The sequence below is a fragment of the Exiguobacterium sp. MH3 genome, from assembly GCF_000496635.1.
In the GTDB taxonomy this organism is placed as follows: Bacteria; Bacillota; Bacilli; order Exiguobacteriales; family Exiguobacteriaceae; genus Exiguobacterium_A; species Exiguobacterium_A indicum.
The window spans coordinates 1904959-1931656 of the sequence record NC_022794.1; the positions used below are offsets into that span (position 1 = coordinate 1904959).

The following is a 26698-nucleotide window of genomic DNA, read 5'->3' on the forward strand; positions in this document are numbered from 1 at the left end:
TTGTTCCCTCCAGTTCGGAAGAATGGATTCCGTTCTGTTACTTCCGTTTGACTTCTTCCATGATGAACGCTTCGATGACATCATCGACTTTTACGTCATCATAACGTTCGATCTTAATACCACACTCGTAACCAGCAGCGACTTCTTTGACATCATCTTTGAAGCGGCGAAGTGTATCGAGTTTTCCTTCGTAGATGACAATGCTGTCACGAACGACACGGACACCTGCATCACGCGTTAACTTACCTTCCGTGACATATCCACCCGCGATCGTACCAACTTTCGATACTTTGATGACATCGCGGACTTCAGCTTGACCGATGATTTTCTCGACGAATTCAGGATCAAGGAGACCTTTCATCGCTTGCTCGATTTCTTCAATCGCGTTATAGATGATCCGGTGAAGACGAATTTCAACCTTCTCCTGATCCGCCATTGATTTCGCGTTACCATCCGGACGAACGTTGAATCCGATGATGATCGCATTTGCTGCCGAGGCGAGGATGACGTCACCTTCCGTGATCGCACCAACACCTGAGTGTACGATGTTAATTTTAACACCTTCGACATCAATTTTCTTCAATGAACCGGCTAAGGCTTCAACTGAACCTTGGACATCACCTTTGATGATGATGTTGAGGTCCTTGACTTCGCCTTCTTTGATGCGGTCGAAGAGATCTTCTAAGCTAACTTTCGCTGAATCGCGACGTTGTGCTTCGATTTCACGTTGGTAACGTGCTTCACCGATTTGGCGTGCTTTTTTCTCATCTTCGAATGCGAAGAATTGATCGCCCGCTTTCGGGACATCGTTTAGACCTGTGATTTCGATTGGCGTCGATGGTCCGACTTCTTTGACACGACGACCGATATCGTTGACCATTGCCCGGATACGACCGAACGTGTGACCGACAACGATCGGGTCACCAACGCGAAGTGTTCCGTGTTGAACGAGAAGTGTAGCGACTGGACCGCGTCCTTTATCGAGTTTCGCCTCGATGACTGTTCCGCGACCGTTCATGTCTGGTGTTGATTTGTATTCTTGAACTTCTGAGACGAGAAGGATCATCTCGAGCAATTCGTCGATGCCGTCTCCTTTAAGAGCTGAAACCGGTACGAAGATCGTATCGCCGCCCCAGTCCTCTGCAACGAGTTCGAACTCTGTCAATTCTTGTTTGACACGGTCAGGGTTCGCACCCTCTTTATCCATCTTGTTGACAGCGACGATGATTGGAACGCCAGCTGCTTTCGCGTGGCTGATCGCTTCTTCCGTCTGCGGCATGACACCGTCATCGGCTGCAACGACGATGATTGCGATATCCGTGACATCTGCTCCACGTGCACGCATCGTCGTGAACGCCGCGTGACCTGGTGTATCAAGGAACGTGATCTTCTTGCCGTCGATCTCAACTTGGTAAGCACCGATGTGCTGCGTGATCCCGCCGGCTTCGCCTGCAGTGACCTTCGTGTTACGGATCGAATCGAGCAATGTCGTTTTACCGTGGTCGACGTGTCCCATGATCGTAACGACCGGTGGACGCTCAGACAATTCGTACTGGTCAAGGTTCAATTCGTATTGATCAAAGTCCGTCTCATCGACTTGGACAGTCTTTTCGACTTCAAAACCAAACTCTGTCGCGAGCAGTTCGACTGTCTCGTCATCAAGATCTTGGTTGATCGTCGCCATGACACCGAGACCCATCAATTTCATGATCAGTTCATTCGGTTTTTTCGCCATTTTTTCAGCGAGTTCACCGACTGTCAAGTTGTCAGAGTATTGAACGACATTTGCCATCGCCTCTTCTTGCGCCCGGCGAGCTGCTTTCCGTTGACTCGACTTCGAGTTCGGATCCGCAACTTCAAGTTTGCGTGGTTCTGCTTTCTTTTGGTTCGGACGACGTTTGCCGCCACGGTTGTTACGGTTGCCGAATTCTGGGCGTCCGCCTTTGCTGTTACGTGATTGGTTACCTGCTGGTTTGTTTGTACTTCCTGGTCGGTTCGGTTTATTATCTGATTTCACTTGTTTTGGAGCCTCCGTCTTTTGAGCCCGATATTTTTCGGGATTAAATACTTGATCGAGTTGCTGTACTGTCTGTTCATCTAATACTGCCATATGATTCTTGACTGGTTTCTCCAGCTTTTCGAGCTGGGTGATGACCTGCTTACTTGTTACGTTTTGTTCCTTGGCGAATTCGTATACACGTTTACCCAAAGGATCCACCTCCAATTAGTCGTTCGAGAGGAGTTCAGTTAGCTTTTTCGCAAATCCGGCTTCATTGACTGACACGACAACACGCGCATCCTTTCCTAATGCTTGACCGAGAATCGTCCGGTCGGCGACTTCTAGGTAAGGAACCTGATAACTCGTACATTTATCTGTGACTTTCTTACGCGTGGCAGCCCCCGCATCTGCTGCTAAAAGAACAAGCTTCGCTTGTCCTCCTCGTACTTCTTTCAGTACGAGTTCTTCTCCCGTCGTCACTTTTCTAGCTCGATTCGCGAGACCGAGAAGGGATTCCCATTTACTCATTTGTACCTCCCGCGATTTCAAGCAATTCATCGTATAAGGCATCTGTCGTCTTGACCTTCAAATGATGATCAAGCGTCCGTTTTTTCTTCGCCGTCGCAATGACTGCCGCATCTTTCGATAAATAGGCACCTCGCCCATTCATCTTACCATTTAAATCGATGACGACCTCTTGTTCAGGTGTCCGGACGACACGAATTAATTCTTTTTTCGGTTTCATTTCTTGTGTGATGACACACTTACGTAATGGTACCTTTTTTTGCACGAATTATTCCTCGCCTTCGACTTGGACCGCTTCTACTGCCGGCTCTTCCGTCGCGAAGACATCTTCGAGATCCATTGCTTCCGCTTCAGACTCGCTCTTGATGTCGATTTTCCATCCTGTCAATTTCGCTGCGAGACGCGCGTTTTGACCACGTTTCCCGATTGCAAGCGACAATTGGAAATCTGGAACGACGACGATTGTCGCTTTCGCTGGTTCGTTCACATAGACCGCAACGACTTGAGCTGGGCTGAGTGCGTTCGCGACATATTCTTTCGGATCATCCGAGTAACGGACGATATCGATTTTTTCCCCGTTTAAATCATTGACGATGCGTTGAACACGCGCCCCTTTTTGTCCGACACATGCACCGACTGGATCGATGTCATCCGCCGCGACTGCGATTTTCGAACGGTCGCCCGCTTCACGCGCCACAGACTTGACTTCGACTTCGCCACTTGAAATCTCTGGTACTTCGATTTCAAAGAGACGTTTTAAGAGACCTGGATGTGTCCGTGATACAAGAATCGATGCCCCTGATCCTTTGACCATTGGATCAACTTTCGTGACGTACACCTTGATGCGATCACGAATCCCGAAACGCTCGTTCGGCATTTGCTCGTGTGTCGTCAAGACAGCTTCGATACCTTCTAGGTTGACGTACAAGTTGCGTGCATCTTGACGCTCGACGATACCTGTCATGATCTCATCTTCACGATCCGCGAAGTGATTGTAGATGCGTTCGCGTTCTGCTTCACGCATTTTTTGTGTGACGATCTGTTTCGCTGTTTGTGCTGCAACACGACCGAAGTCGCCTGGCGTCACTTCGACTTTATGGAAATCGCCGAGTTCATATGTCGGATCGATCTCGTGCGCTTCTTCAAGCGAAAGTTGCTCTTCTGGTTGTGTCAATCGTTCGACGACTTCCTTAAGCGCAAAGACACGGATGTCTCCTGTCTGCTGGTCGAATTCGACCTTTACAGCCTCCGATTCTTTTCCGAAGTTGCGTCGGTACGCTGAAATCAATGCCTGTTCGAGCGCATCGATGATGATGTTCTTGTCAATTTCCTTCTCTTTCGCGATTTGATTGATCGCCTCGAGTAACTGTGGTCCCATCGTTCTCTTCCTTTCCGTCAGAACATTACCGCAAGTCGCGCAAGTGAAATCTTGTCGACCGGTATCTCAATTTTCAATTTTCTTGTTTTGACACGCACTTCGATTTCAAGCATCTCAGGTGTGTACGCGAGCAACGTTCCTTCGAATTCAACCGCATTCTTTACTGGATCGTGCGTTTTGATGTACACATGTTTCCCAATCGCCTTTTCGAAGTCCTCGTCTTTCTTCAGTGGACGTTCCGCTCCTGGACTAGCGACGTCGAGGTAATACGGCTCGTCGATCGGATCATTGTCATTCAATGCTTCCGATAACTGTTCATTGATTTTGACGCAGTCTTCAAGATCTACGCCACCCTCTTTGTCGATGGAGACACGTAGGAACCAATCCGCCCCTTCTTTGACGAATTCAACGTCGACTAGCTCCATCCCCTCTCGTTCGACGATTGGTTTTGCGAGCGCTTCGACCTTTTCCGTTACGTTCGTCATCTTCATCCTCCTTCAAAAAACAAACAAGAAAGGAGCAGGTCCCCCTACTCCTTCCAAGTCGTAGTATAAAAAACATTTCCTCACTCAATATAGCATAGGAAAGCGCTCAAAGCAAGTGTTCCTAAGGGCTTACAAGTCGAACAAGGAGAGCTGATTCTCGTCCGGTAACCCTTCGAGACAGCCTAGGTTATCGAGCGTCTCAATGATCGATTTCGATAACTTAGCGCGTTTTTGGAGGTCTTCCTTCGAGAGGAATTCGCCGCCTTTACGTGCTTCGACGATCTGCTTCGCTGCATTCGTCCCGAGACCTGTCACGGCATTAAACGGTGGTAACAACGTATCTCCATCAATGAGGAATTCCGTTGCACTTGAGCGGTAGAGATCGACCTTTTGGAACGTAAAGCCACGTTCGATCATCTCAAGCGCGATTTCAAGAACCGTATACAGCCCTTTATCCTTCGCCGTCGCTTCAAATCCTTTATCCTTGATGTCTTGCAAGACTTTCCGAACGGCAGCAGAGCCTTTATTCATCGCACCGATATCAAAGTCACCCGCACGAACCGTAAAGTACGAAGCGTAGTAATACATCGGATGGTGGACCTTATAGTAAGCAATCCGGACAGCCATCAAGACGTAGGCGGCAGCATGGGCTTTCGGGAACATGTACTTGATTTTCTTACAAGAATCGATATACCAGAGCGGTACATCGTTCTCGATCATCGCCTCTTCCATGTCAATCGAGAGTCCTTTCCCTTTTCGGACCGACTCCATGATTTTAAAGGCAAGCGACGGTTCAAGACCGGCGTAGATCAAGTAGACCATGATGTCATCTCGACAACCGATGACGTCTTTTAGTTCACACGTTCCGTTGTAGATCAATTCGCTGGCGTTTCCGAGCCAGACATCCGTTCCGTGCGAGAGTCCTGAAATCTGAACGAGCTCTGAGAACGTCGTCGGTTTCGTCTCTTCTAACATTTGGCGGACGAACTTTGTTCCAAACTCCGGAATGCCGAGCGTTCCTGTTTTTGAATCAATCTGTTCCGGCGTTACACCGATCGATTCCGTCGAACTGAAGATTTTCATGACTTCTGGGTCATCGACCGGAATCGTCTTCGGATCACGTCCTGACAGATCTTGTAGCATCCGGATCATTGTCGGGTCATCGTGACCGAGGATATCGAGTTTGAGTAAGTTATCGTGAATCGAGTGGAAGTCAAAGTGTGTCGTCTTCCATTCAGAACCCATATCGTCTGCCGGATACTGAATCGGACTAATATCGTAAATATCCATATAGTCCGGTACAACGATGATCCCACCCGGGTGTTGTCCGGTCGTCCGTTTGACACCGGTGACACCACTGACGAGACGATCGACTTCCGCATTCCGATACGTCAACTCATTCTCCGACTGATACCCTTTGACGTAGCCATACGCTGTCTTCTCAGCGATCGTACCGATCGTTCCGGCACGGTAGACGTAATCGTCACCGAACAGGACTTTCGTATAGGCGTGTGCTTGTGGCTGGTATTCTCCACTGAAGTTCAAATCGATATCCGGTACTTTATCCCCTTTAAATCCGAGGAACGTCTCGAACGGAATATCATGACCATCCTTAAACAATGGGACATCACATTTCGAACAAGACTTATCCGGTAAATCGAATCCCGAACCGACGGAACCGTCATCGAAGAACTCCGATTCCTTACAATTCGGACAGACGTAATGCGGTGGCAATGGATTGACTTCCGTGATCTCGGTCATCGTCGCAACGAGACTTGATCCGACCGATCCTCGTGAACCGACCAAATAGCCGTCGTCAAGCGACTTTTTAACGAGTTTATGGGAAATCAGATAGATGACGGCGAATCCGTGACCGATGATCGACTTCAACTCTTTTTCGAGGCGGGCTTCGACGATCTCCGGTAACGTGTCGCCGTAAATCCGGTGCGCCATATCGTACGACAAGTTCCGTACTTCTTCATCTGCCCCTTCGATCTTCGGTGTATAGAGATCCTTTGGAATGATGTCGATGTTCTCGAACTGTTCCGCGACGGCTTGACTGTTCGTGATGACGAGACGTTCCGACACATCCGGTCCGAGGAACTTGAAGTCATCCATCATTTCCTTCGTCGTCCGGAAGTGTGCCGGTGGCAATTGTTTTCGCATGTTCAGCATGTTCGCTCCACCTTGCGTCCGGATCAAGATCTCCCGGTACGTCGCGTCATGTTGATCGAGGTAATGCACATTCCCTGTCGCGACTGGTAAGATATCATGTTCTTCCGCGACGCGGATGATCTTTTTGATCAGTTCGCGCAGTTCGAGTTCATTCTGAACGATTTCCCGTTCAATCAAATGACCATACATTGCGGGTGGCTGAATCTCGATGAAATCATAGAACTGCATCACTTTTGCTAAATCTTCGTCCGACTTGTTCAAGGCAGCATCAAACACCTCGCCATTATCGCAAGCTGATCCAATGATCAATCCATCCCGATGCGCGACGAGTTGCGAGCGTGGTGTGCGGACGACACGGTGCACGTGTTTCGTGTGAGCAATCGAAATCAATTGGTACAGATTCTTCAAGCCCGTCCGGTTCTTCGCATAGACCGTCGCGTGGTATGGCCGTGCCCGCGAGATATCTTTCCCCATCTCCCGGTTGAGCGAAGCGTGTGTCTTCATGTCGAACATCTCATCTGCCATTTGCAGCAATTTGACCATCAAATAGCCTGTCGCTTCCGCGTCATAGATGGCGCGGTGATGCTGCGTCAATTCGATGTCAAATCGTTTCGCGAGTGTGTTCAATCGATGGTTTTTTAGCGTCGGCATCAAAACACGGGCTAGCTCAAGCGTATCAATGACTGGCAAGACCGATTCATCGTGTCCACCGGAACGGAGTGTCGCATTCAAGAATCCGATATCGAATGAGGCATTATGGGCAACGAGAATCGAATCGCCGACCCAGTCCATAAATTCCTTGACGACTTGTTCCGGGTCTGGTTTTCCGCGGACCATATCATCGGTGATTCCTGTCAAATCAATCGTCGTCGCCGACAATAGATGCTTCGGATCCGCGAACGCTTCGAACTTATCGATGATATCACCGTCGTGGATCTTGACGGCTGCAAGTTCGATGATCTTGTTGTACATCGCCGATAGACCCGTCGTCTCGACGTCAAAGACAACGAATGTCGCGTCATCTAAGTTACGGTCCACGGGATGATAGGCGACTTGCACCCCGTCATCGACGACATTCGCTTCGATTCCATACAATACCTTGATATCGTTTTTCTTTCCGGCATAGTAGGCATCCGGGAAACTTTGGGCACCCGCGTGATCCGTGATCGCAACAGCAGGATGACCCCATTTCGCCGCGCGTTCAACGTATTTCGTCACGTTCATGACGGCGTCCATTTGACTCATTTGCGAGTGTGCATGTAACTCGACACGCTTCTCGCCTGCCCAAGGGTCAGCAGGGGCTTCCATCTTCACCTCTGACAGTTGGGCAATCATCATACAAAGATCGCGCAGGAACGTATCGAACTCAACGCGACCTGCCGCTTGAATCCACATCCCTTTTTTGATCGCAGAGAGTATCTTGACGTCTGTTTCGTCACGCGCAAACATCTTGACGACGAGGGAGTCCGTATAATCCGTCATTTTGAACGTAAAGATTGTCTTTCCACTTCGTAGTTCACGACTCTCTGCCGAGAAGACGAGACCACGAATCGCAATCCGTCGTTCCTCATCTTGGATCGTCTTAATCGGGACAATCTCATCTTGAATTGGTTTCCCGATCCGAATCTCAACCGGTCCTTCATCGTCATCCCGCGATTGTTCTCGTTTGAACTGCAACTCGAGCATCCGTTTTGCTTCTTCCATGTCTTCCTGTTTTACCTGATTGCGCAACGCTTCTTGTTTCGATTCGTTGATTTGAACAATCGGTTCACAGTTGAATTTCGGAAATCCGTAAGCACTATAAAGTAACTGCAATTCCCCACATAAGCTACTTTTTAAGAATCCTGCTTCCGGTTCACTTCGGACTGGAATGAATAATTTCTGTTCTTTGAACTCCGGTAAGACACGTCCGAGTTGTGTCCGCAGCGCCGATGAAACGTCGGCGAGATCTTGCACGACATATGGCCAGTAATCATGATATAGGCGTTCGTCTGGTCGACTATCCGCGTATAGGATAACTTTGACTTCGGCGAATTGCTGATACCGACTTATCAAACGACTCGTAAAGAGTTGATAGACGTTTTGGGGCAAAACCTGTGGCAAGCGGATTTCAAATGTCCAGGTTGCTTTTGCTTTATTGACGCGAAGCTTCTCAAGAACTGCTTCGTTAAAGTATTCTTCAATGATACCGTTCGGTAATTCCAAGTCACTCAGCAACAGTGACATGCGTTGTTGTGTATCCACTCGCAATTGTGCTGTCTGATCGCTTCACACCGTGACAGCAACTCCTCCTCCTCTTGCGGATTGCCCAAGGGGCGAATGGGTGTGAGACAAGAAAACAGTCACTTTATGAAAAGTGACCGTCTCCATTCTTTATTCTAAACCTTCATAGAGTGAACGAACAGCCTCAACGACTTGTTCTTGTCCAATTTCTTCTGCATCGCCACCGCGACGAGCTTTTAATTCGACGATTCCTTCTGCCGCTTTTTTGCCGACGTTCAAGCGAACCGGTAGACCAATCAAATCCGCATCGGCGAATTTGACGCCTGCTCGTTCTTTCCGGTCGTCAAGCAGGACGCTGAATCCTGCAGCTGTCAATTCACGGTATAGTGTTTCTCCGAGTTCAAGCTGTTCTGCATTTTTACCATTGACGACAATCAAATGGACATCGTATGGTGCGATCGCTTTTGGCCAAATGATTCCGCGCTCATCATAATGTTGTTCGACGACTGCCGACAATGTCCGCGAGACACCGATGCCGTAACATCCCATGATGAGCGGTTGTGCTTTACCGCCTTCATCAAGGAACGTCGCTCCCATTCCTTCAGAGTAACGTGTTCCGAGTTTGAAGACTTGACCGACTTCGATGCCACGTGCGAATTTAACGTTTCCGTTGCCGTCTGGTGACGCGTCACCTTCTTCGACGAAGCGCAAGTCCGTATAGTCTGCTTCGAAATCACGGCTTGGATCGACATGGATATAATGTGTTTCCGCTTTGTTTGCACCACAGACAGCGTTCGTCAAGGCACGTACCGCGTAATCGGCGACGATCTTCATGTCTGCCCCGATCGGTCCGAGTGTTCCAGGCGTTGAGTGAAGCGCTGCTTCAATCTCTTCGTCGCTCGCCATCGTGATGTCGAGTGCGCCCAGATAGTTTTTCAATTTGATATCGTTGACTTCGTGATCGCCCCGGACGAGTGCCATGACAAGTCCTTGTTCCGTTTTGAAAATGACGGTCTTGATCGATTCATTTGCTGGTAAGTTCAGATGTGCACTGACCGCTTCAATCGTCTTCGCATCTGCCGTATGCACTTCTTCAAGTGCTTCTGGTGCTTTGTCTTGCTTCGGATAGGCATCGATCGACTCTGCCATCTCTAAGTTCGCTGCATAATCCGATTGGTCCGAGTAGACGATCGTGTCTTCACCGATTGCTGCTAACGCATGGAACTCATGTGTTCCACTACCACCGATTGCACCCGAGTCAGCGACGACTGGACGGAACTCAAGACCCACACGTGAGAAAATCCGCGAATACGTATCAAACATGTTTTGATACTCTTCGTCTAAGCTCTCTTGTGACGAATGGAACGAGTAGGCATCTTTCATGATGAACTCACGACCACGTAATAAACCGAAACGTGGGCGACGTTCGTCACGGTATTTCATTTGAATCTGGAAGAGATTGACCGGTAACTTTTTGTACGAGTTCAATTCATCACGAACGATTGAAGTGATCAGTTCCTCGTGCGTCGCTCCGAGCGCGAACCGGCGATCATGACGATCCGTCAAGCGCATTAATTCAGGTCCATAGATATCCCAGCGTCCTGTTTCTTCCCATAGTTCAGCTGGTTGAATCGCTGGCATCAGTAATTCTTGCGCACCCGCTGCCTCTAATTCCTCGCGAATGATTGTCTCGATGTTTGCGAGAACCCGTTTTGCGAGTGGGAGATACGAATAGATTCCAGCGGCATTTTGACGCATGAATCCTGCACGAAGCAAGAGTTGGTGACTGATGGCTTCTGCATCAGATGGTACTTCACGCAACGTTGGCATGAATAGTTTTGATTGTTTCATAATGAGTCACGAACTCCTTTGACTGAGTGATTAATTAAAAGAATTTTTGAATGTCGTTCCAAGTAACGACGAGCATGAGTAACATCAAAAGCGCAAAACCGACGAAGTGAACCAATCCTTCTTTTTGAGGATCGACCGGTTTACCGCGTAAGGCTTCAAGGAAGAGGAACAGCAAGCGTCCTCCGTCAAGTGCTGGAAGTGGCAACAAGTTGAAGACTGCTAAGTTCACGGACAACAGTGCCGTCCATGTCAAGAGCATCGAGAACCCACTATCTGCGACCTGATCGGTCATCTTGACGATCCCGACTGGCCCTGATAATTGATCGACGCCAACGACACCGGTCACGAGATCTCCAACCGCTCCGACGATGAGCGTCGACATCCGCCATGTTTCTGAAACGCCCGTTTGTAGTGCTGTTCCGAATGATTTTTCTGTCTCATTCGTAACACCAATGATGCCGACCTTCTGTTCTCCTTGCTGTTGCACTTTTGGCGTGATCTCAGTTGTCGTCTCTTTCCCATCACGCTCATATTTTACTTCTGTCGCTTTCCCAGCACGATCTTGGAATCCAGCACGTAAATCCGTCCATTTGGCTGTATCCTGTCCGTTGACTGAGATGATCCGGTCACCTTCAACAAGTCCTGCTTGATCGGCAGGTGAACCTTTTTGTACTGTTCCGATGACGCTTTCCCCTGTCGGAGAGCCATTATATAAGGCAAGACCGAATAAAATGACGAACGCGAGGACAAAGTTCATGAACGGTCCTGCAGCAATCGCAAGGACGCGTTTCCAAACGGATTTCGAACCAAATGTGCGGTCATACGGCGCAATTTGTGTCCGTGTCTGACCTTCGACAAGAAATGCTGTCGGGGAGACAGGGTATCGGACCGAGGTCTCATCCTGTAACCCAACGAGTTCGAGTTGACGCAACAAGTCAATCCGCTCGACAGTAACGACTTGGTCGACTTGTGGCTGATCTGCATCGAAATAAATCGTCTCGATGACACCGTCTTTTAACTGTAATCCGACGGTTTGACCTGATTTGATCTCAACGAGTTCAGGTTCTTCACCCGCCATCTTGACATAACCGCCAATCGGCAACAGGCGCACCGTATACAACGTCTCATTTTTAAACACTGAAAAGATCTTCGGTCCAAATCCAATCGCGAATTCCCGACAGAGAATACCTGCCCTCTTCGCCATTACGAGATGACCCCATTCATGGACGGCGACGAGTACACCGAACATCAGTACGATTGAAATAAAGGTCGTCATTACTTATCCCATCCTTAGTTAGCGAATGTAAGAGACGATACGAACTCACGCGCCCATCGATCGGCTTCAAGGATTTGATCCAAGGAAGGCTCGTCGATAAGGGTGTGAGCTTGAAGCGCCGCCTCAACGCTCGCTTCGATTTCTAAAAAGCGAATGTCCCCTTTTAAAAAACGGTCCACTGCTTGTTCGTTCGCAGCATTGAGTACTGATGGCATCGAACCACCGGCTTGACCCGCTTCAAAAGCAAGTCGTAACAACGGATAACGTTCGAATGAAGCATCAGCAAAGTGTAAGCGTCCGATTTCCTTTAAGTTTAACCGTTCTCCCCCTTGAATTTCAAGGCGGGACGGATATGTAAGAGCGTACTGAATCGGCTCCCGCATGTCGGGCATACCAAGCTGCGCCATGACGGCACCATCGTTGAACTCAACCATCGAGTGGATGATCGATTCACGATGAATGACGACATCGATATCCGCATAGTCGACATCAAATAACCAGTGCGCTTCAATGACTTCGAACCCTTTGTTCATCATCGTCGCCGAATCAATCGTGATTTTTGCTCCCATCGACCAGTTCGGATGCGCCAGTGCTTGTTCGACCGTCACGTCTGCCAGATCTTCCCGTGATTGATCACGGAAGCTTCCGCCTGACGCCGTTAAGATGATTTGACGCACATCTTCTCGCCGCTCCCCGTTCAAACATTGGAAAATCGCCGCATGTTCACTATCAACGGGTAAAATCGTCACGTTTTTTTCGCGTGCAATCTTCATGACAAGGTGCCCTGCCGTGACGAGTGTTTCTTTGTTCGCAAGACCAATCGTTTTACCCGCCTCGATTGCAGCAAGTGTTGGACGTAAGCCAACGGCTCCTACGACCGCTGTAATGACTGTATCGACTTCAGGATGCGTCACGATATCAAGCAATCCTTCTTCACCGATGACGATCGTCGGCTGATAGGTCAACTGCTGCTCGAGTTCTTGACGCGTTGTCTCATCTTGAACGCCGACAAGCATCGGTTGCAAACGATTCAACCACGGTACGGCGACCGTTGTGTTGCGACCAAATGCAAAACTCGTCAATTCAAAAAGATCTGGATTAGCCGCAATGACATCAAGCGTCTGCGTACCAATCGATCCCGTTCCACCGATGATACTGATTTTCTTCATAATGAAGCGCCTCCTCAAGCAAAGATATCGAGTACGACGAGGACCGTAAAGACGATCATCATGCTGTCGAACCGATCTAGAATACCACCATGGCCCGGTAGTAACGTTCCAGAATCCTTCACACCATAATGGCGTTTGTAAGCGGACTGGACCAAGTCACCAAGTTGCCCAACGACGGCAACGATGATGGCAAGGACAATGACTTTCCCAAAACCGACTGTCGGTTCGATACTTTCAAACACGACACCGAGTAAGATGGCAAGTAGCACGCCACCGACTGCCCCTTCAATCGTTTTGTTCGGGCTGATTGACGGCCACAGTTTATTCTTACCAAATCGTTTCCCGACGAAGTACGCCCCTGAATCCGTAAACCAGATCAAGAGAATGATCAAGAGCGACCACGTTAATCCATGTTCGAGTAAGCGGATGTAGGCGAACGATGCAAAACCGACACCAACATAAACCGCAGTCAGCAGTAAAAAGGCGACATCATCGAACGTAAAGACATTTTTCGAAAACACGTTCCAAAAGAGACCGATCAATAAAATGATCATTGCCCAAGCGATTGGTGAAAGTCCGATTGGGAGTGTCCGATCGACTGCCTCTTCATAGATACCGACGAATGGTAATAACGTACCGATCCCGAATAAAATCCGTGGAATGCGCGAGCCGCTCCATTGTCGCATCCGGACGAGCTCGGTATAACCGAGAATCGTTAGTACTGCCATAAACGCTAAAAAGGGAAGTCCACCGATGTACAAAAGCGCCAAAAAGATGGCGCCTGCCCATATCCCTGTGATAATCCGAGTTTTCATAAGCTAGTTCCTCATTTAATCAGACGCCGCCAAATCGGCGTGTCCGTTGATTGTAATCTTCAATTGCTGCCAAGAAAGCATCCCGACGAAACTCTGGCCACAAGACATCTGTAAAATAAAACTCTGCGTACGCCGCTTGCCAAAGTAAGAAGTTCGATAACCGTTGTTCGCCACTCGTTCGAATCACGAAATCGACATCGGTTACGGATCCTGTCATTAGCTCGCGCTCGATCGTCTCCGGTGTAATCGCATCCGGTGACAATGTTCCTGCCTGAACCTGTGCGCCCAGTTTTTGCATGACTTGCACGAGTTCATCGCGTCCTCCATAATTCAGAGCGAAAATCAGACGAAGTCCTGTATTGTGTTGCGTATCCAGTTTCGCTTGTTCGACCGCCTCACGCGTGAAATGAGGGAGGCGAGATACTTCACCTGCTACCTCGACCTTAACATTTTGGGCATCGAGTTCTTTCAAATCTGATTCTAAAAACTGAGCTGGGAGCTTCATCAAAAAATTAACTTCTTCTTCTGGACGCGTCCAGTTTTCAGTTGAAAAGGCATATAGTGTCAAGCTTCTGATACCAAGCTCATTTGCAACTCGAACGACTTCTCGAATCGATTTCATCCCTTCACGATGTCCCATAATTCGCGGAAGCCCACGTTTTTTTGCCCATCGTCCATTTCCATCCATGATGATCGCAACATGTTCTGGCACCCGTTCATAGGTTTCGGTTTCTTTCGTCTGATTCAACCATTGAAACATTCGCACTTCCTCCTCTCTCAATTATGAAGAAAGGGACTCTTCGTGTGACAAAGAGTCCCCCACATGACGATCCGTCGCGTCATACTTCCATGATTTCTTGTTCTTTTTCCGTTGCCGTTTGATCAAGTTGTTTGACGAACTTGTCTGTCAACGTCTGAACATCTTCTGTATAACCACGTAGATCATCTTCTGTCAATGCACCATCTTTTTCTTGTTTCTTCAACTGTTCGTTCGTGTCACGACGAATGTTACGGAGGGCAACCTTGCCTTCTTCCGTATACTTCTTGACGAGTTTAACCAGTTCCTTCCGACGCTCTTCCGTTAATGGTGGAATCGCAAGACGGATGACCGTACCATCAGATGATGGTGCAAGACCAAGATCAGCACGTTGAATCGCTTTTTCAATCTCACTCACCATTGACTTATCCCAAGGAGTGATCAAGATTAGGCGTGCCTCTGGTGTGTTGACATTCGCTACTTGATTCAGCGGTGTTGGTGAACCATAGTATTCGACTTGAACGGGATCCAAAATCGCAACGTTCGCACGACCTGCACGGAGTGTCGCAAGTTCCTTCTTAAGTGAAAGATGTGCTTTTTCCATCCGTTCTTCGGCTTGTTTTAAGATTTCTTTTGACATATTAGTTCCCCCTTACGATTGTCCCGATTTCGTCACCGATGACGACACGTTTGATGTTACCTTCTTCCATCAACGAGAAGACGATGAGCGGGATGTCATTGTCCATACAAAGTGATGTAGCTGTAGAATCCATGACTTGGAGTCCATCTTTTAAGACATCCAAGTAAGAGAGCGTCTCGAATTTTTTCGCTTCTGGATCAACGTTCGGATCCGCTGAGTACACACCATCGACATTGTTTTTCGCCATCAAGATGACTTCTGCTTCGATTTCTGCTGCACGAAGAGCAGCCGTTGTGTCAGTTGAGAAATAAGGATTTCCGGTACCTGCTGCAAAAATAACAACTCGTCCTTTTTCAAGATGACGCATTGCACGGCGACGAATATATGGTTCTGCTACTTGGCGCATCTCGATCGATGTTTGAACACGTGTTTCAACACCTACATCTTCTAAACTGTCTTGAAGCGCAAGCGAGTTCATGACTGTCGCTAGCATCCCCATATAATCGGCATTGGCCCGGTCCATCCCAAGTTCTGCACCTGTTTTACCACGCCAAATATTTCCAGCTCCGACAACGACCGCTACTTCAACATTTAATTCAATCAATTCGCGAATCTGTTCCGAGATGGATTTGACGATGACAGGATTAATCCCAAACCCTTGATCTCCTGCGAGCGCTTCTCCGCTCAATTTTAACACAATCCGGTTATATTTCGGTTGCATGACTATGTCCCCCTTGCTAAATTCCGTAAAAAAGGAACACGAACCACTTCCACACGAAAGTGGATTGAAGCATACGTGTTCCTTCTCTTGTCATCAGGATGATCCCGATTCTTATTTTTTAAGTTGGTTCATAACTTCTTCAGCGAAGTTCTCTTCGCGTTTTTCCATACCTTCTCCAACTTCGAAGCGTACGAATGACACGACTTTACCGCCTTTAGATTCTACATATTTACCAACTTTGAAGTCTGGATCCTTAACGAACGTTTGATCGACGAGGCAGATTTCCTCGAAGAACTTGTTCATACGACCAACGATCATTTTTTCAACGATGTTAGCTGGTTTTCCTTCGTTCAATGCTTGCTCAGTGAGGACTTTTTCTTCACGTGCTTTTTCTTCTTCTGTGACAGAAGTACGGTCAACGTAAAGTGGACGTGCTGCTGCGATGTGCATTGCAACGTCTTTTGCAACTGTTTCGTCTGTTGTACCTTCGATAACGACGACTGAACCGATGCGACCACCCATGTGGAGGTAAGAACCGAAGACTGCATCATCTGCTTTTGTGAAGAGCGCTACGCGACGGAGTGAGATTTTCTCTCCGATTGTTGAAGCTTCTTCTGAGATGTATGTGTCGATTGTTTTGCCTGCTTCGTATTCAGAAGCAAGAGCAGCTTCTGCTGTCTCAGAACCGTTACGGAGAACAGCGTCTGCGATGTTTTGAACGAGTGTTTGGAAACGTTCGTTTTTCGCAACGAAGTCTGTTTCTGAGTTGATTTCAACGAGTGCCGCTTTGTTGCCGTCAACTGCAACTGCAGTCAACCCTTCAGCTGCGATACGATCGCCTTTTGCTGCTGCTTTAGCGATCCCTTTTTCACGCAAGAAATCTACTGCTGCGTTCATGTCACCGTCAGTTTCAACGAGTGCTTTTTTGCAGTCGAGCATACCTGCACCTGTTTTTTCACGAAGTTCTTTAACCATTGCTGCTGTAATAGCCATTCGATATTCCTCCTTATAACATCCTTAGTTTCAAAAAAAAGGTGATAAAAGGTCGATTCCCTTTATCACCTGGCATCACGAATTACTCAGCGTCTGCTACTACTTCTTCAGTAGTTTCAGGTGCTACGTTATCTTCGCCTTGTTTAACTTCGAGGATTGCGTCAGCCATTTTACCAGTGAGCAATTTGACTGCACGGATCGCATCGTCGTTCGCTGGGATGACGTAGTCGATTTCGTCTGGATCACAGTTCGTATCAACAATCGCAACGATTGGGATGTTGAGTTTGTGTGCTTCTGCAATCGCGATACGCTCTTTGCGTGGGTCAACGATGAAGAGTGCATCCGGAACGCCTGGCATATCTTTGATACCGCCGAGGAATTTCTCAAGACGAGTCATTTCTTTTTTAAGAATGATGACTTCTTTTTTAGGAAGAACTTCGAATGTACCGTTCTCTTCCATTTTTTCAAGTTGTTTCAAACGGTTGATACGTTTTTTGATTGTAGAGAAGTTCGTGAGAGTTCCACCCAACCAACGTTCGTTGATGAAGTATTGACCTGCACGGATCGCTTCTTCTTTCACAGTGTCTTGAGCTTGTTTTTTCGTACCAACGAAAAGAACGTTTCCGCCTTCAGACGCTACTTCACGGATGAAGTTGTATGCTTCGTCTACTTTTTTGACCGTTTTTTGAAGGTCGATGATGTAGATTCCGTTCCGTTCTGTGAAGATGTATTTCGCCATTTTTGGGTTCCAACGGCGTGTTTGGTGACCGAAGTGTACACCAGCTTCTAACAATTGTTTCATCGAGATTACTGCCATGATGAATTCCTCCTTTTGGGTTTTGGATGTCCTCCGCGATGATCGTCTGTCCAGCTAACCTATTAAAGGCACCGCAGCTGGCGATACATGCGTGCGTAATTAACACCGTAGACTAATATAGCATAAAGATTAACGAGGAGCAACCTTCGTTTGACGAGAAAGTTTAGCAATTAAAGCGACCTCACCCGTTCCCCGGTTCAAAGAACGAGCGAGTGTCTCAAGATCTGTTCCTTCGCGTAAAGCCTGCTCCACATCTGTTAAGACCTGTTCTTCGTTCTGTACTTCAGAAGGAACTGGTGTTTCAATATATGATTCAGCTCGTTCATTTTGTACACCATTTTCCTCAGGTAAAACTGATTCTATTGATGGATTCTGATATGTTTCATTTATAGGATTAGATGATACCTCAGATTTTACGTTCTGCTCGGTCATTTCATTTACTTGCTCCATAAAGCTTAATAAAACTTGCTCTGTTTCGCTTTTTTCAAGCTCTAAACGGGATATACGATCTTTTAAATCCGCTTGCTGACGAAACAGCACAAGTAGTGCGTAGCATATAAGAGCTGCTAAGAGTATATACACGACTGTCATGATTGATTTCCTTTCACATTGCGACACGATCTGCTAAGTAGGCACTTCCCAATGCATTTTTTAATTTACGGAGAGCCTTAGAGTGGATTTGAGAAATTCGAGATGTTGACAATTCAAGGATTTCGCCAATCTCAGTCAATGTTAATTCTTCATAGTAGAACAAGGAAACGACGAGTTGTTCTTTTTCTGACAGCTCTTTAACTTCCTCTGCTAATTTAGCAATCAACTCACGCATTAATAACATGTCTTCCGGAGTCGCAGTATCAGGGTCTAGATAGGAAACGGTCATTGCTTTCCCTTCATCTTGTAAAGTGACGGCTTCGTCAATCGATAATATATTTGCAAAATAACTTTCAGCTAACGCACTCTTCACTTCATCTGTAGACATTTCTACAATCGAAGATACTTCTTCAATCGTCGGAGTTCTTTGAAGAGATTGCTCTAGTATTTCAACAGCTGCTTCGACCCGCTTTGCTTTTTCTCGTAAAGAACGTGGTAACCAATCGATTTTTCGCAATCCGTCTAAAATTGCTCCTCGAATCCGAAAGGCGGCATACGTGTCGAATTTATTATTATGATTTTGATCGAATTTTTGAAGAGCATCGTACAATCCCATCATCCCTAAACTTTTCAATTCATCCCGATCGACACTTTTAGGTAATGTTGCACTTAGTCGTTGAACATGATACTGAACGAGAGGCTCGTAATTCAAAAGTAATTCATCTGCTACCGTGATATCACGTGTCGATAGCCATCGATCCCAAAGTTGTTGTAATTCCTCACGCATGACCATTCCTCCTCTATATTTCCAACGTCCCGACATTTACTGTCCGGATAACGAGACGTCCTGACTTTGAGTGGAACTCGATCGTCCGCCCATTCGTGCCACCTACATCTTCTGCAACGAGTGGGATTCCTGTCTTTTGTAACATATCTTTGACGGACGCAATGTTTCGTTCTCCAATTCGCATCGATTCATGTTCGTATTTGAATTGGAACATCTGTGCACCACCAGCAATCTTAGCACGTAAGCGTAATGCACCATTTGCTCGTAAGCGTTTTACGATTTCTAAAATAGCAGTATCTGCAAACTTACCGATTTCTGCCTCGCGATTACGACTAATGGCCGAATCTGGCAACATCACGTGTGCCATGCTTGATAACCCTCGCTCTTGATCATAGATGACGACCCCAACGCAAGAACCAAGACCAGCAGTGCGAAGAATGACAGGCTGTTTGCTGATTGCGTATTCTGCAATTCCAATACGTATGAGTTCATCCATCAATGTCCACACCCAATCGCTGAAAAACTGTCTGAAACGCATTTGCTTCTGGAAGGAGAAGCAAGTGTCCAGTCAATTCATTCCCGGCACTAGAAAGATGAGTGTCGATATACAAAGCCATATTTCCCGGTGTTGAAGATTCAAGCAATGCCACCTCGAGAAGTGCGCCAACCATATCAAATGCAGAAGCAGGAACACTGACTTGGAGGGACAAATCCAACCAATCTGAAATCGATCGTGCATATGCCCCAATTAGTATATTCCCGATTTCCTCCCAGGCAGAAACCCCCATTTCATGAGAATCAGAGAAAAATTGGAATTCAGATTTCATTAGCTGTCCAATTAACTTTTCTGCATCATGGAGTGGCATCAAAAAAAGCAAGGTCGCTCGAATATCACCTGAAAACCGTAACAATGCGCCAGCCGTGTAAGCTTCTGCACCGCCCACACGATCTATGATCGTTGTAAACGATTCTAATTCGGCAGAAGGCACTTCGATTTCAATTGGTTTCCCTAAAAGTGTAGACAATGCTGTAGCAGCATGACCTGCTCCGATATTTCCAATTTCTCTGAAAATATCTTTTTGATCTGAATTAAGCATGAACGATATCCTCAAATAATCGATTTGGTTCGATTAAAGAAAACAGTTGGTCTTCTCCTTTTGCGACTGCCGTTAGGTAAGATGCATCTTCCTGTTTTTGTTCGCCCAAAGGCTCGATTCTAACTTCAGAAGATTCTACGACTTCATTCGCTCGATCAACGATGAATCCAGCGTCTCCGTGCTCAAGTGTTGCAATGATGATCCGTGTTTCTTCTGTTTCTTCGATCACGTCAAAACCTAAACGTGAACGTAAATCAATCACAGGTGTTACGACTCCACGCAAATTAATTACACCTTTAACGTAAGAAGCAGCATTTGGAATTCGTGTGATGGGAATGAGACGTTCAATTGAACGAACAGATTGTACGTCAATCCCATATGAATTCTCTTCTAGTTGAAAAACAACCCACTTTTGTTCCATCTTCAATTCCCTCACTTTCGTAATAGAGCGTTACTGTCAATGATTAATGCCACTTGCCCATCGCCAAGTATAGTTGCTCCGGAAATAGCCCGAATACCTTCGAGATAACTACCTAGCGGCTTCATGACAATTTCTTGTTGTCCAATCAATTCAGAAACGATTAAACCTGCCAGCTTTTCACCACTACGAACAACAACAACGGAGTAAGCCTCCGCCTCATGTTGCGGCAATCCATAGACTTCATTTAATGAGATCAATGGAACCAATTGTCCACGGAAATCGAATACTTTCTCGCGATGCGCCTGTAAGATCGAAGAGCTTCTTAATGATGTTGTCTCAATGATTGCCGTCAACGGAATAGCATACGTTTCTTTACCAAGTTCAACCAACATTGCTGAAATGATAGATAACGTAAGTGGTAGACTAATTCGGAAAATAGTACCTTCACCACGACGTGTTTCTACAAATACTTCCCCACCAAGAGATTCAATCTTGGATTTCACAACATCGAGTCCTACACCTCGCCCGGACAAATCTGTCACCGTTTCTGCTGTCGAAAAACCTGGAGCGAATAATAACATCGATGCTTCTTCAATTGTTAATAGTGCCGCCTCTTCTTCCGTAATTAGCCCCTTTTCAATCGCGATTCGTGTGACGCGCTCGTGGTTAATTCCAGCACCATCATCTTCGATTTCAATGAAGACTCGATTTCCCGAATGATAGGCGCGTAATGATAAATTCCCTTCAACAGGTTTTCCAGCAAGAATTCGGTCCGCTTTGTTTTCGATTCCATGATCGATTGCATTACGAATCAAGTGAACTAATGGATCTCCGATCTCATCGATGACTGTTCGATCCAACTCTGTCTCAGCACCAGTGATATGAAGTTTTATGTGTTTTCCGACATCTTTCGATACAGAACGTACCATTCGTGGGAAACGATTAAATACTTGTTCAATTGGCATCATACGTAAAGTCAATACGAGAGACTGTAATTCGTTCGTCCCACGCTTAATTCGCTCAACAGTATCCGTCAATTCAGGAGAACCTACTTCTGCCGCAATTCGTTCTAAGCGACCTCGATCGATGATGAACTCCTCAAATAAGTTCATGAGGCGGTCAATCCGTTCAAGATTGACACGGATCGTTTTTGAAGCGACTGGTGCAGTGACATCCATTGGTTCACTCGTCGTAGAAGTCGCCTCTTTTTGAATCTCTTCAGTAACAGGTTCTTGTTGCAACGTAGAAGTGGCAACTTCTGCTTCTGACGTCGTCTCAAAAGGGACGATGGAAACATTCGCCACTTCTGATACGGCTTCAACTGCTTCTCGAATCGTCTCTTTTTCACTTTGTGTTACGAATAAAATCTCAAATGATGTATCAAAATGTTCTTGCTCTAAGTCATCTGAAGTCGGATTTGATAAAATGACGTCCCCCAGTGATTGAAGACGATCAAACACCATATAAACGCGAGCAGCTTTTAAGATGACATCAGCTGATAGTTCGACTGATAACACGTATGCTTGATAGCCTGCTGCAATCGATTGTTGGACAACCGCTTTTGAATAGACATCACATTCAAAATTCTGTTGCGTAGTAGGTAGAACATTCGTTTCAACTTGTACATCATTCGGTTGAATGAATCGCTTCAATCGATTAACCGTCTCCGTTACATCTAACTTTCCTTTTCCGCCTCGACTAATATCTTCAACCATCGTTTCAAGTTGTTCTGCCGCGACGAATAATACATCAATCAGTTCGGAAGTAGCTGGTTGTTTTTTAGAGCGAACTAAATCGAGAGCACTCTCCATTTCATGCGTTAAGTCAGCGATAGCATCATACCCCATCGTTCCTGCCATTCCTTTGAGTGTGTGAGCTGACCGGAAAATTTGATCAATGACAGCTTCGTCATCCATACGTTGTTCGAAATCCAATAAGCTTGTATTGATTGCTTGAAGGTGCTCCATTGATTCATCAAGGAACAATCCTACATATTCATTTAAGTCCATGAATGATTTCCTCCTTTATTTCCAACTTAATGGACATGATCTTTCCCATGCTTTAGCCGACTTAATAATCGATCTAAAAACTTTCGTTCTTTTACGCGAACACCCGTCAATGAAGTAGTAATGTGATCCATTCGCCAACTGACATGACTTTTTCGATCCATGATATAAAATGGCATTTGGGCTTTGACCGCTTTCACTACTGTTTGATCTTCAGGTAGAAAACCAATGAAACGTAGTGATTTTCTTAAAAATTGAGAGCTGACTAATTCGAGTCGATCAAATGTTTCAAGAGCTTCTTCACCATTCGTAGCTCGATTAACAATCACGGAAACAGGCAATTCATTCGCATGATGATGGGCTAATTTTACAAACGCGTACCCATCCATGATGGAAGTAGGTTCTGGTGTAACAACTAGCCATGCTTCATCTGCACTACCAATGAAATCAAACGTTTGATGATTAGCACCGGCACCTAGATCAAGTAATACATAATCATATTCATAGAAGAATCGAAATTCACGTAATAAAAAGGTAATGTCATCACTCGTGAAATTCGTCAATTCAGCAAATCCACTTCCCCCATGAATGAACTGAAGGGTTGGTGAATATTCTACAATTGACTGTTGTAGTGATTCTCTTTTCTTCACACATTCCATCAGTGATAACTTAGAAGATTTACCGAGTAAAATACCAATGTTGGCCATACCGATATCTAAATCGATAATAAGTACCTTCTTGTTTTGAAGAGATAGAGCAACACCTAAGTTGACAGCGACGTTCGTTTTCCCAACGCCACCTTTACCACTAACAATAGCAATCGTTTTAGTTTCATTTACGGATAACTTAGAGCGTAGGACTCGAGCTTGATCTTCTTGCATCATCCCATTCCTCTCTCGACGATCATCTGGGATATCTCTTCTACAGAACTAAACAAGATATCTTCAGGTACCTCTTGACCAGTGGTTATACAATAGATGGGTACATCACTTTCTTCCGCGAGACCAACGATTGACCATAATTCACTTGTCTCGTCCGCTTTTGAGAAAATAATTCCAGATACAGGTACGGATTGAAAGCGATCATACATACGAAGTAGATCTTGATATTTCGCAGTCAGACTGAGTACGAGAAATACATCCGTCTCTTCAAAAGTATGCCGACTTTTTAATTGTTCAACATACCCGACATCAAGGAAATTCCTACCCGCTGTGTCAATCAGAACGATATCGCATGATTGTAATGCTTCTTTCGCTTGTTCAAAGTCATTCAGATCGTATGCAACATGAATCGGGATACCTAGTATATCTGCATATGTGTTTAATTGTTCAATGGCAGATATCCGATATGTATCCGTCGTAATAAGACCGACTCGTTTTTTTTCTGTTAACGTAAAATGTGCTGCTAGTTTTGCAATCGTAGTCGTCTTTCCGACACCTGTAGGACCTGTTAACATAATGAATTTCGAATGCGTCGTTTTCGTCCGAATCTTCGCTTGAACCTCTTCGAGTAATACCGTGTTCAATTCAGCTTGCTGCGTTTGATAATAAGTTGACACAAGTTTCTCGTGTAGGTGTTCTGCCAACTGATTCAACGCTGGCTCCACAAGTAACTTAGCGTACTGTCTTAGTTCTCTTGGTAATGGTCTTTCCCCTGTCGTAATAATTGTAGGGCGTTCTACGATTGATCGCTGTTCTATTTGGTTTACATGAAGGTTCACTCTATTCGGCTGTTCTACTTTAACAGTCCTTTTATCCTCTACATGTTCATCCACCGAACCGACCAATTCTACTTTTCGTTTTGCAAAAACCCCGAAAATACCACCGACTTTTATATGCCGTGTATTCAAGATGATAGCTTCTTCGCCTAACTCCTGTTTAACTCGCTCCATTGCTTCAGCCACCGTATCTGCTACGATTTTTTTCACTATCATTGCTTATATCACCCCAATACTCTTCACTTCGATCGTCGGCATCAATTCGTTATACGATAAGACCGGAATATCCGGGAAGTATCGTTCCGTCAACTGACGAACGAACATTCGAATACTTGGAGAAGTCAGAATGATTGGATGTGCGCCATAGCGTTCAAACTCCATCGTCCGTTCTTGCAGCGTTTCGATGAAGCGACTCGCTTTTTCGGGATCAAGCGCTAAATAATTACCAAACTCTGTCTTCTGGATCGCCGACTGGATATCGAGTTCCATCTCACTTGAGACTGTTACGACGTGTAACACCTCTCCTTGCATGACTTGTTCAGTGATTTGACGTGATAAGGATTGGCGAACATACTCTGCTAGTAATTCACTATCCTTGGTTACTGCGGCATAATCAGCAAGCGTTTCAAAAATTAAAGGTAAATTTCGAATCGATATTTTCTCTTTTAGTAATTGAACGAACACTTTTTGCAAATCCCCAATCGAAAGTAGTTGCGGCGTAACTTCTTCCACTAAAATCGGATGAGATTCTTTTAAATGATCGACCAATTGTTTCGTTTCTTCTCGACCAAGTAATTCAGCAGCATGTTTCTTTAAGAGTTCTGTTAAGTGCGTAGCAACGACAGATGGTGGATCAACGACCGTATAGCCTGACATTTCTGCTCGGCTCCGTGTCTGTTCATCAATCCAGAGTGCCGGCATACCAAATGCCGGTTCAACTGTCTCGATCCCTCGAATCTCTGGATCGTCGACACCCGGACTCATCGCTAAGTAATGATCAAGTAACAGTTCGCCGGTTGCCATCTCACTTCCGCGAATCTTAATCCGGTACTGATTCGGTGATAACTGTAAGTGATCCCGAATCCGAACGGTCGGAAGAACGAATCCGAGTTCAAGAGCTAGTTGCCTACGAATCATGACGACACGATCGAGTAAATCGCCACCTTGCGCTTCATCAGCAAGCGGAATCAAACCATAACCGAATTCGAATTCAATCGTATCAACATTCAGTAAGGAAATAACTGATTCGCTTGATCGTAAATTTTCGCTTGGTGCTTCTTCGACAGCAACTTCTTCTTGCATCGTCTTCGTCGCCTGCTTCATTCGCCAAGCAAAGAATCCAAACAGTGCAGCGATCGGCATCGTGACGTAATCCGGAATCGCCGTGAACAGTCCAAGTAAGAAGATAGCTCCTGCTGCAATTCCAACGAGGAGTGGTGTCCGTGTCAATTGACCGATGACATCCTCTCCAAGATTTCCATCAGACGTTGAACGTGTGACGATAATACCGGTCGCAACCGATATCAAAAGGGCTGGAATCTGACTGACAAGACCGTCACCAACTGTTAGCAACGTATACAAATTGACGGATTCCATCATCGGTAAACCCTGCTGGACAACACCGATGATCATCCCGAAAATCAAGTTGATGATGACGATGATGATGCCTGCGATTGCATCTCCTTTAACGAACTTCGACGCCCCATCCATCGCACCATAAAAATCCGCTTCCGACTGAATTTTTTGGCGACGAGTCCGGGCTTGCAATTCGTCAATCATGCCGGAGTTCAAATCAGCATCGATCGCCATTTGTTTCCCTGGCATCGCATCGAGCGTAAAACGTGCCGAGACTTCCGAGACTCGTTCTGAACCCTTTGTGATGACAAGAAACTGGATTAAGACGAGAATCAAGAAGACGACGAAGCCGACAAGCGCGTTACCTCCGACAACAAAACTACCGAAAGCCTCGATGACTTCGCCACCGTTTCCGTTTGATAAAATCGCCCGTGTCGTTGAGACATTGAGCGCAAGACGAAACAGCGTAACGATCAGTAACAATGTCGGAAATACAGAAAACTCAAGTGCCTCTTTGGCATTCATCGCAACGAGTAGTACCATCAAGGCAATTAAAATATTGATGATGATTAAAAAATCGAGCATGATAGCGGGCAGTGGAATGACGAGCATGAAGACGATCATGATGACGCCTAGCAGAACCGTTAAATCTCGTGTTGATATACTCATGATGCTTCATC

24 protein-coding genes are annotated in these 26698 nt (G+C 46.1%); all 24 read right to left on the minus strand.

Features of this window, described 5'->3' with window-relative positions:
* Positions 1-37 precede the first annotated feature (37 nt).
* Positions 38-2209, minus strand: a complete 2172-nt coding sequence (gene infB / locus U719_RS10180; RefSeq protein ID WP_023468680.1) for a translation initiation factor IF-2 — start codon at positions 2207-2209, stop codon at positions 38-40.
* A gap of 15 nt (positions 2210-2224) precedes the next feature.
* A complete protein-coding gene (locus U719_RS10185) occupies positions 2225-2527 on the minus strand; it encodes a YlxQ family RNA-binding protein (protein WP_023468681.1) in 303 nt (100 codons plus the stop codon).
* Positions 2520-2789, minus strand: a complete 270-nt coding sequence (rnpM, locus tag U719_RS10190; RefSeq protein ID WP_023468682.1) for an RNase P modulator RnpM — start codon at positions 2787-2789, stop codon at positions 2520-2522. Before rnpM ends, U719_RS10185 begins: the two co-directional genes overlap by 8 nt.
* Positions 2790-2792: 3 nt before the next feature.
* The gene (nusA, locus tag U719_RS10195) at positions 2793-3902 is read right to left on the minus strand and encodes a transcription termination factor NusA (protein ID WP_023468683.1); all 1110 of its coding nucleotides are present in this window, start codon (positions 3900-3902) and stop codon (positions 2793-2795) included.
* Positions 3903-3919: 17 nt separating this feature from the next.
* Positions 3920-4387 (minus strand): ribosome maturation factor RimP, encoded by a 468-nt coding sequence (rimP, locus tag U719_RS10200; RefSeq protein ID WP_023468684.1) that lies wholly within the window; start codon positions 4385-4387, stop codon positions 3920-3922.
* A 129-nt stretch (positions 4388-4516) separates the two neighbouring features.
* On the minus strand, positions 4517-8788 hold the full coding sequence (locus U719_RS10205; RefSeq protein ID WP_200864059.1) for a PolC-type DNA polymerase III: 4272 nt from the start codon (positions 8786-8788) through the stop codon (positions 4517-4519).
* A 147-nt stretch (positions 8789-8935) separates the two neighbouring features.
* A complete protein-coding gene (locus U719_RS10210) occupies positions 8936-10636 on the minus strand; it encodes a proline--tRNA ligase (RefSeq protein WP_023468686.1) in 1701 nt (566 codons plus the stop codon).
* A gap of 34 nt (positions 10637-10670) precedes the next feature.
* On the minus strand, positions 10671-11912 hold the full coding sequence (gene rseP, locus U719_RS10215) for an RIP metalloprotease RseP (protein ID WP_023468687.1): 1242 nt from the start codon (positions 11910-11912) through the stop codon (positions 10671-10673).
* A 14-nt stretch (positions 11913-11926) separates the two neighbouring features.
* Positions 11927-13081 (minus strand): 1-deoxy-D-xylulose-5-phosphate reductoisomerase, encoded by a 1155-nt coding sequence (locus U719_RS10220; RefSeq protein WP_023468688.1) that lies wholly within the window; start codon positions 13079-13081, stop codon positions 11927-11929.
* A 14-nt stretch (positions 13082-13095) separates the two neighbouring features.
* Complete coding sequence (locus U719_RS10225) at positions 13096-13896, minus strand: phosphatidate cytidylyltransferase (protein ID WP_023468689.1); 801 nt, start codon at positions 13894-13896, stop codon at positions 13096-13098.
* Between the two features lie 19 nt (positions 13897-13915).
* Complete coding sequence (locus U719_RS10230) at positions 13916-14656, minus strand: isoprenyl transferase (RefSeq protein ID WP_023468690.1); 741 nt, start codon at positions 14654-14656, stop codon at positions 13916-13918.
* Between the two features lie 79 nt (positions 14657-14735).
* Complete coding sequence (gene frr / locus U719_RS10235) at positions 14736-15293, minus strand: ribosome recycling factor (RefSeq protein WP_023468691.1); 558 nt, start codon at positions 15291-15293, stop codon at positions 14736-14738.
* A gap of 1 nt (position 15294) precedes the next feature.
* Entirely contained in the window at positions 15295-16014 is a 720-nt protein-coding gene (gene pyrH, locus U719_RS10240; protein WP_023468692.1) for a UMP kinase, read from the minus strand.
* Positions 16015-16125: 111 nt separating this feature from the next.
* Positions 16126-17007 (minus strand): translation elongation factor Ts, encoded by an 882-nt coding sequence (gene tsf / locus U719_RS10245; RefSeq protein ID WP_023468693.1) that lies wholly within the window; start codon positions 17005-17007, stop codon positions 16126-16128.
* 82 nt (positions 17008-17089) lie between these two features.
* Positions 17090-17824: a 30S ribosomal protein S2 gene (gene rpsB / locus U719_RS10250; protein ID WP_012370721.1), complete on the minus strand. Its 735-nt coding sequence runs from the start codon at positions 17822-17824 to the stop codon at positions 17090-17092.
* 129 nt (positions 17825-17953) lie between these two features.
* Positions 17954-18415, minus strand: coding sequence for a hypothetical protein (locus U719_RS10255; RefSeq protein WP_023468694.1), 462 nt, complete (start codon positions 18413-18415; stop codon positions 17954-17956).
* Positions 18416-18428: 13 nt separating this feature from the next.
* Positions 18429-19202 carry a FliA/WhiG family RNA polymerase sigma factor gene (locus U719_RS10260; RefSeq protein WP_023468695.1) on the minus strand — a complete coding sequence of 258 codons (774 nt, stop codon included), beginning with the start codon at positions 19200-19202 and terminating at the stop codon, positions 18429-18431.
* Between the two features lie 13 nt (positions 19203-19215).
* Complete coding sequence (locus tag U719_RS10265) at positions 19216-19698, minus strand: chemotaxis protein CheD (protein WP_023468696.1); 483 nt, start codon at positions 19696-19698, stop codon at positions 19216-19218.
* Positions 19691-20299 (minus strand): chemotaxis protein CheC, encoded by a 609-nt coding sequence (locus U719_RS10270; RefSeq protein ID WP_023468697.1) that lies wholly within the window; start codon positions 20297-20299, stop codon positions 19691-19693. Before U719_RS10270 ends, U719_RS10265 begins: the two co-directional genes overlap by 8 nt.
* On the minus strand, positions 20292-20720 hold the full coding sequence (locus tag U719_RS10275; RefSeq protein ID WP_023468698.1) for a chemotaxis protein CheW: 429 nt from the start codon (positions 20718-20720) through the stop codon (positions 20292-20294). Before U719_RS10275 ends, U719_RS10270 begins: the two co-directional genes overlap by 8 nt.
* Before the next feature lie 11 nt (positions 20721-20731).
* The gene (locus U719_RS10280; RefSeq protein WP_023468699.1) at positions 20732-22729 is read right to left on the minus strand and encodes a chemotaxis protein CheA; all 1998 of its coding nucleotides are present in this window, start codon (positions 22727-22729) and stop codon (positions 20732-20734) included.
* 26 nt (positions 22730-22755) lie between these two features.
* Complete coding sequence (locus U719_RS10285) at positions 22756-23610, minus strand: MinD/ParA family protein (protein ID WP_035396779.1); 855 nt, start codon at positions 23608-23610, stop codon at positions 22756-22758.
* Positions 23607-24659: a GTP-binding protein gene (locus U719_RS10290; protein WP_023468701.1), complete on the minus strand. Its 1053-nt coding sequence runs from the start codon at positions 24657-24659 to the stop codon at positions 23607-23609. Before U719_RS10290 ends, U719_RS10285 begins: the two co-directional genes overlap by 4 nt.
* A 3-nt stretch (positions 24660-24662) precedes the next feature.
* On the minus strand, positions 24663-26687 hold the full coding sequence (flhA, locus tag U719_RS10295) for a flagellar biosynthesis protein FlhA (RefSeq protein ID WP_023468702.1): 2025 nt from the start codon (positions 26685-26687) through the stop codon (positions 24663-24665).
* Between the last annotated feature and the right edge of the window lie 11 nt (positions 26688-26698).

Coding starts and splice junctions, on each gene's coding strand:
- rpsB (WP_012370721.1), bottom strand. CDS start 17,824: ATGGCAGTAATCTCGATGAAACAATTGTTAGAAGCTGGTGTACACTTC.
- U719_RS10285 (WP_035396779.1), bottom strand. CDS start 23,610: ATGATGCAAGAAGATCAAGCTCGAGTCCTACGCTCTAAGTTATCCGTA.
- frr (WP_023468691.1), bottom strand. CDS start 15,293: ATGTCAAAAGAAATCTTAAAACAAGCCGAAGAACGGATGGAAAAAGCA.
- U719_RS10230 (WP_023468690.1), bottom strand. CDS start 14,656: ATGTTTCAATGGTTGAATCAGACGAAAGAAACCGAAACCTATGAACGG.
- U719_RS10220 (WP_023468688.1), bottom strand. CDS start 13,081: ATGAAGAAAATCAGTATCATCGGTGGAACGGGATCGATTGGTACGCAG.
- pyrH (WP_023468692.1), bottom strand. CDS start 16,014: ATGCAACCGAAATATAACCGGATTGTGTTAAAATTGAGCGGAGAAGCG.
- U719_RS10290 (WP_023468701.1), bottom strand. CDS start 24,659: ATGATAGTGAAAAAAATCGTAGCAGATACGGTGGCTGAAGCAATGGAG.
- U719_RS10265 (WP_023468696.1), bottom strand. CDS start 19,698: ATGGATGAACTCATACGTATTGGAATTGCAGAATACGCAATCAGCAAA.
- U719_RS10280 (WP_023468699.1), bottom strand. CDS start 22,729: ATGGACTTAAATGAATATGTAGGATTGTTCCTTGATGAATCAATGGAG.
- U719_RS10270 (WP_023468697.1), bottom strand. CDS start 20,299: ATGCTTAATTCAGATCAAAAAGATATTTTCAGAGAAATTGGAAATATC.
- tsf (WP_023468693.1), bottom strand. CDS start 17,007: ATGGCTATTACAGCAGCAATGGTTAAAGAACTTCGTGAAAAAACAGGT.
- rimP (WP_023468684.1), bottom strand. CDS start 4,387: ATGACGAACGTAACGGAAAAGGTCGAAGCGCTCGCAAAACCAATCGTC.
- rseP (WP_023468687.1), bottom strand. CDS start 11,912: ATGACGACCTTTATTTCAATCGTACTGATGTTCGGTGTACTCGTCGCC.
- nusA (WP_023468683.1), bottom strand. CDS start 3,902: ATGGGACCACAGTTACTCGAGGCGATCAATCAAATCGCGAAAGAGAAG.
- U719_RS10210 (WP_023468686.1), bottom strand. CDS start 10,636: ATGAAACAATCAAAACTATTCATGCCAACGTTGCGTGAAGTACCATCT.
- U719_RS10225 (WP_023468689.1), bottom strand. CDS start 13,896: ATGAAAACTCGGATTATCACAGGGATATGGGCAGGCGCCATCTTTTTG.
- U719_RS10185 (WP_023468681.1), bottom strand. CDS start 2,527: ATGAGTAAATGGGAATCCCTTCTCGGTCTCGCGAATCGAGCTAGAAAA.
- U719_RS10275 (WP_023468698.1), bottom strand. CDS start 20,720: ATGGAACAAAAGTGGGTTGTTTTTCAACTAGAAGAGAATTCATATGGG.
- U719_RS10260 (WP_023468695.1), bottom strand. CDS start 19,202: ATGCGTGAGGAATTACAACAACTTTGGGATCGATGGCTATCGACACGT.
- flhA (WP_023468702.1), bottom strand. CDS start 26,687: ATGAGTATATCAACACGAGATTTAACGGTTCTGCTAGGCGTCATCATG.
- U719_RS10255 (WP_023468694.1), bottom strand. CDS start 18,415: ATGACAGTCGTGTATATACTCTTAGCAGCTCTTATATGCTACGCACTA.
- U719_RS10205 (WP_200864059.1), bottom strand. CDS start 8,788: ATGTCACTGTTGCTGAGTGACTTGGAATTACCGAACGGTATCATTGAA.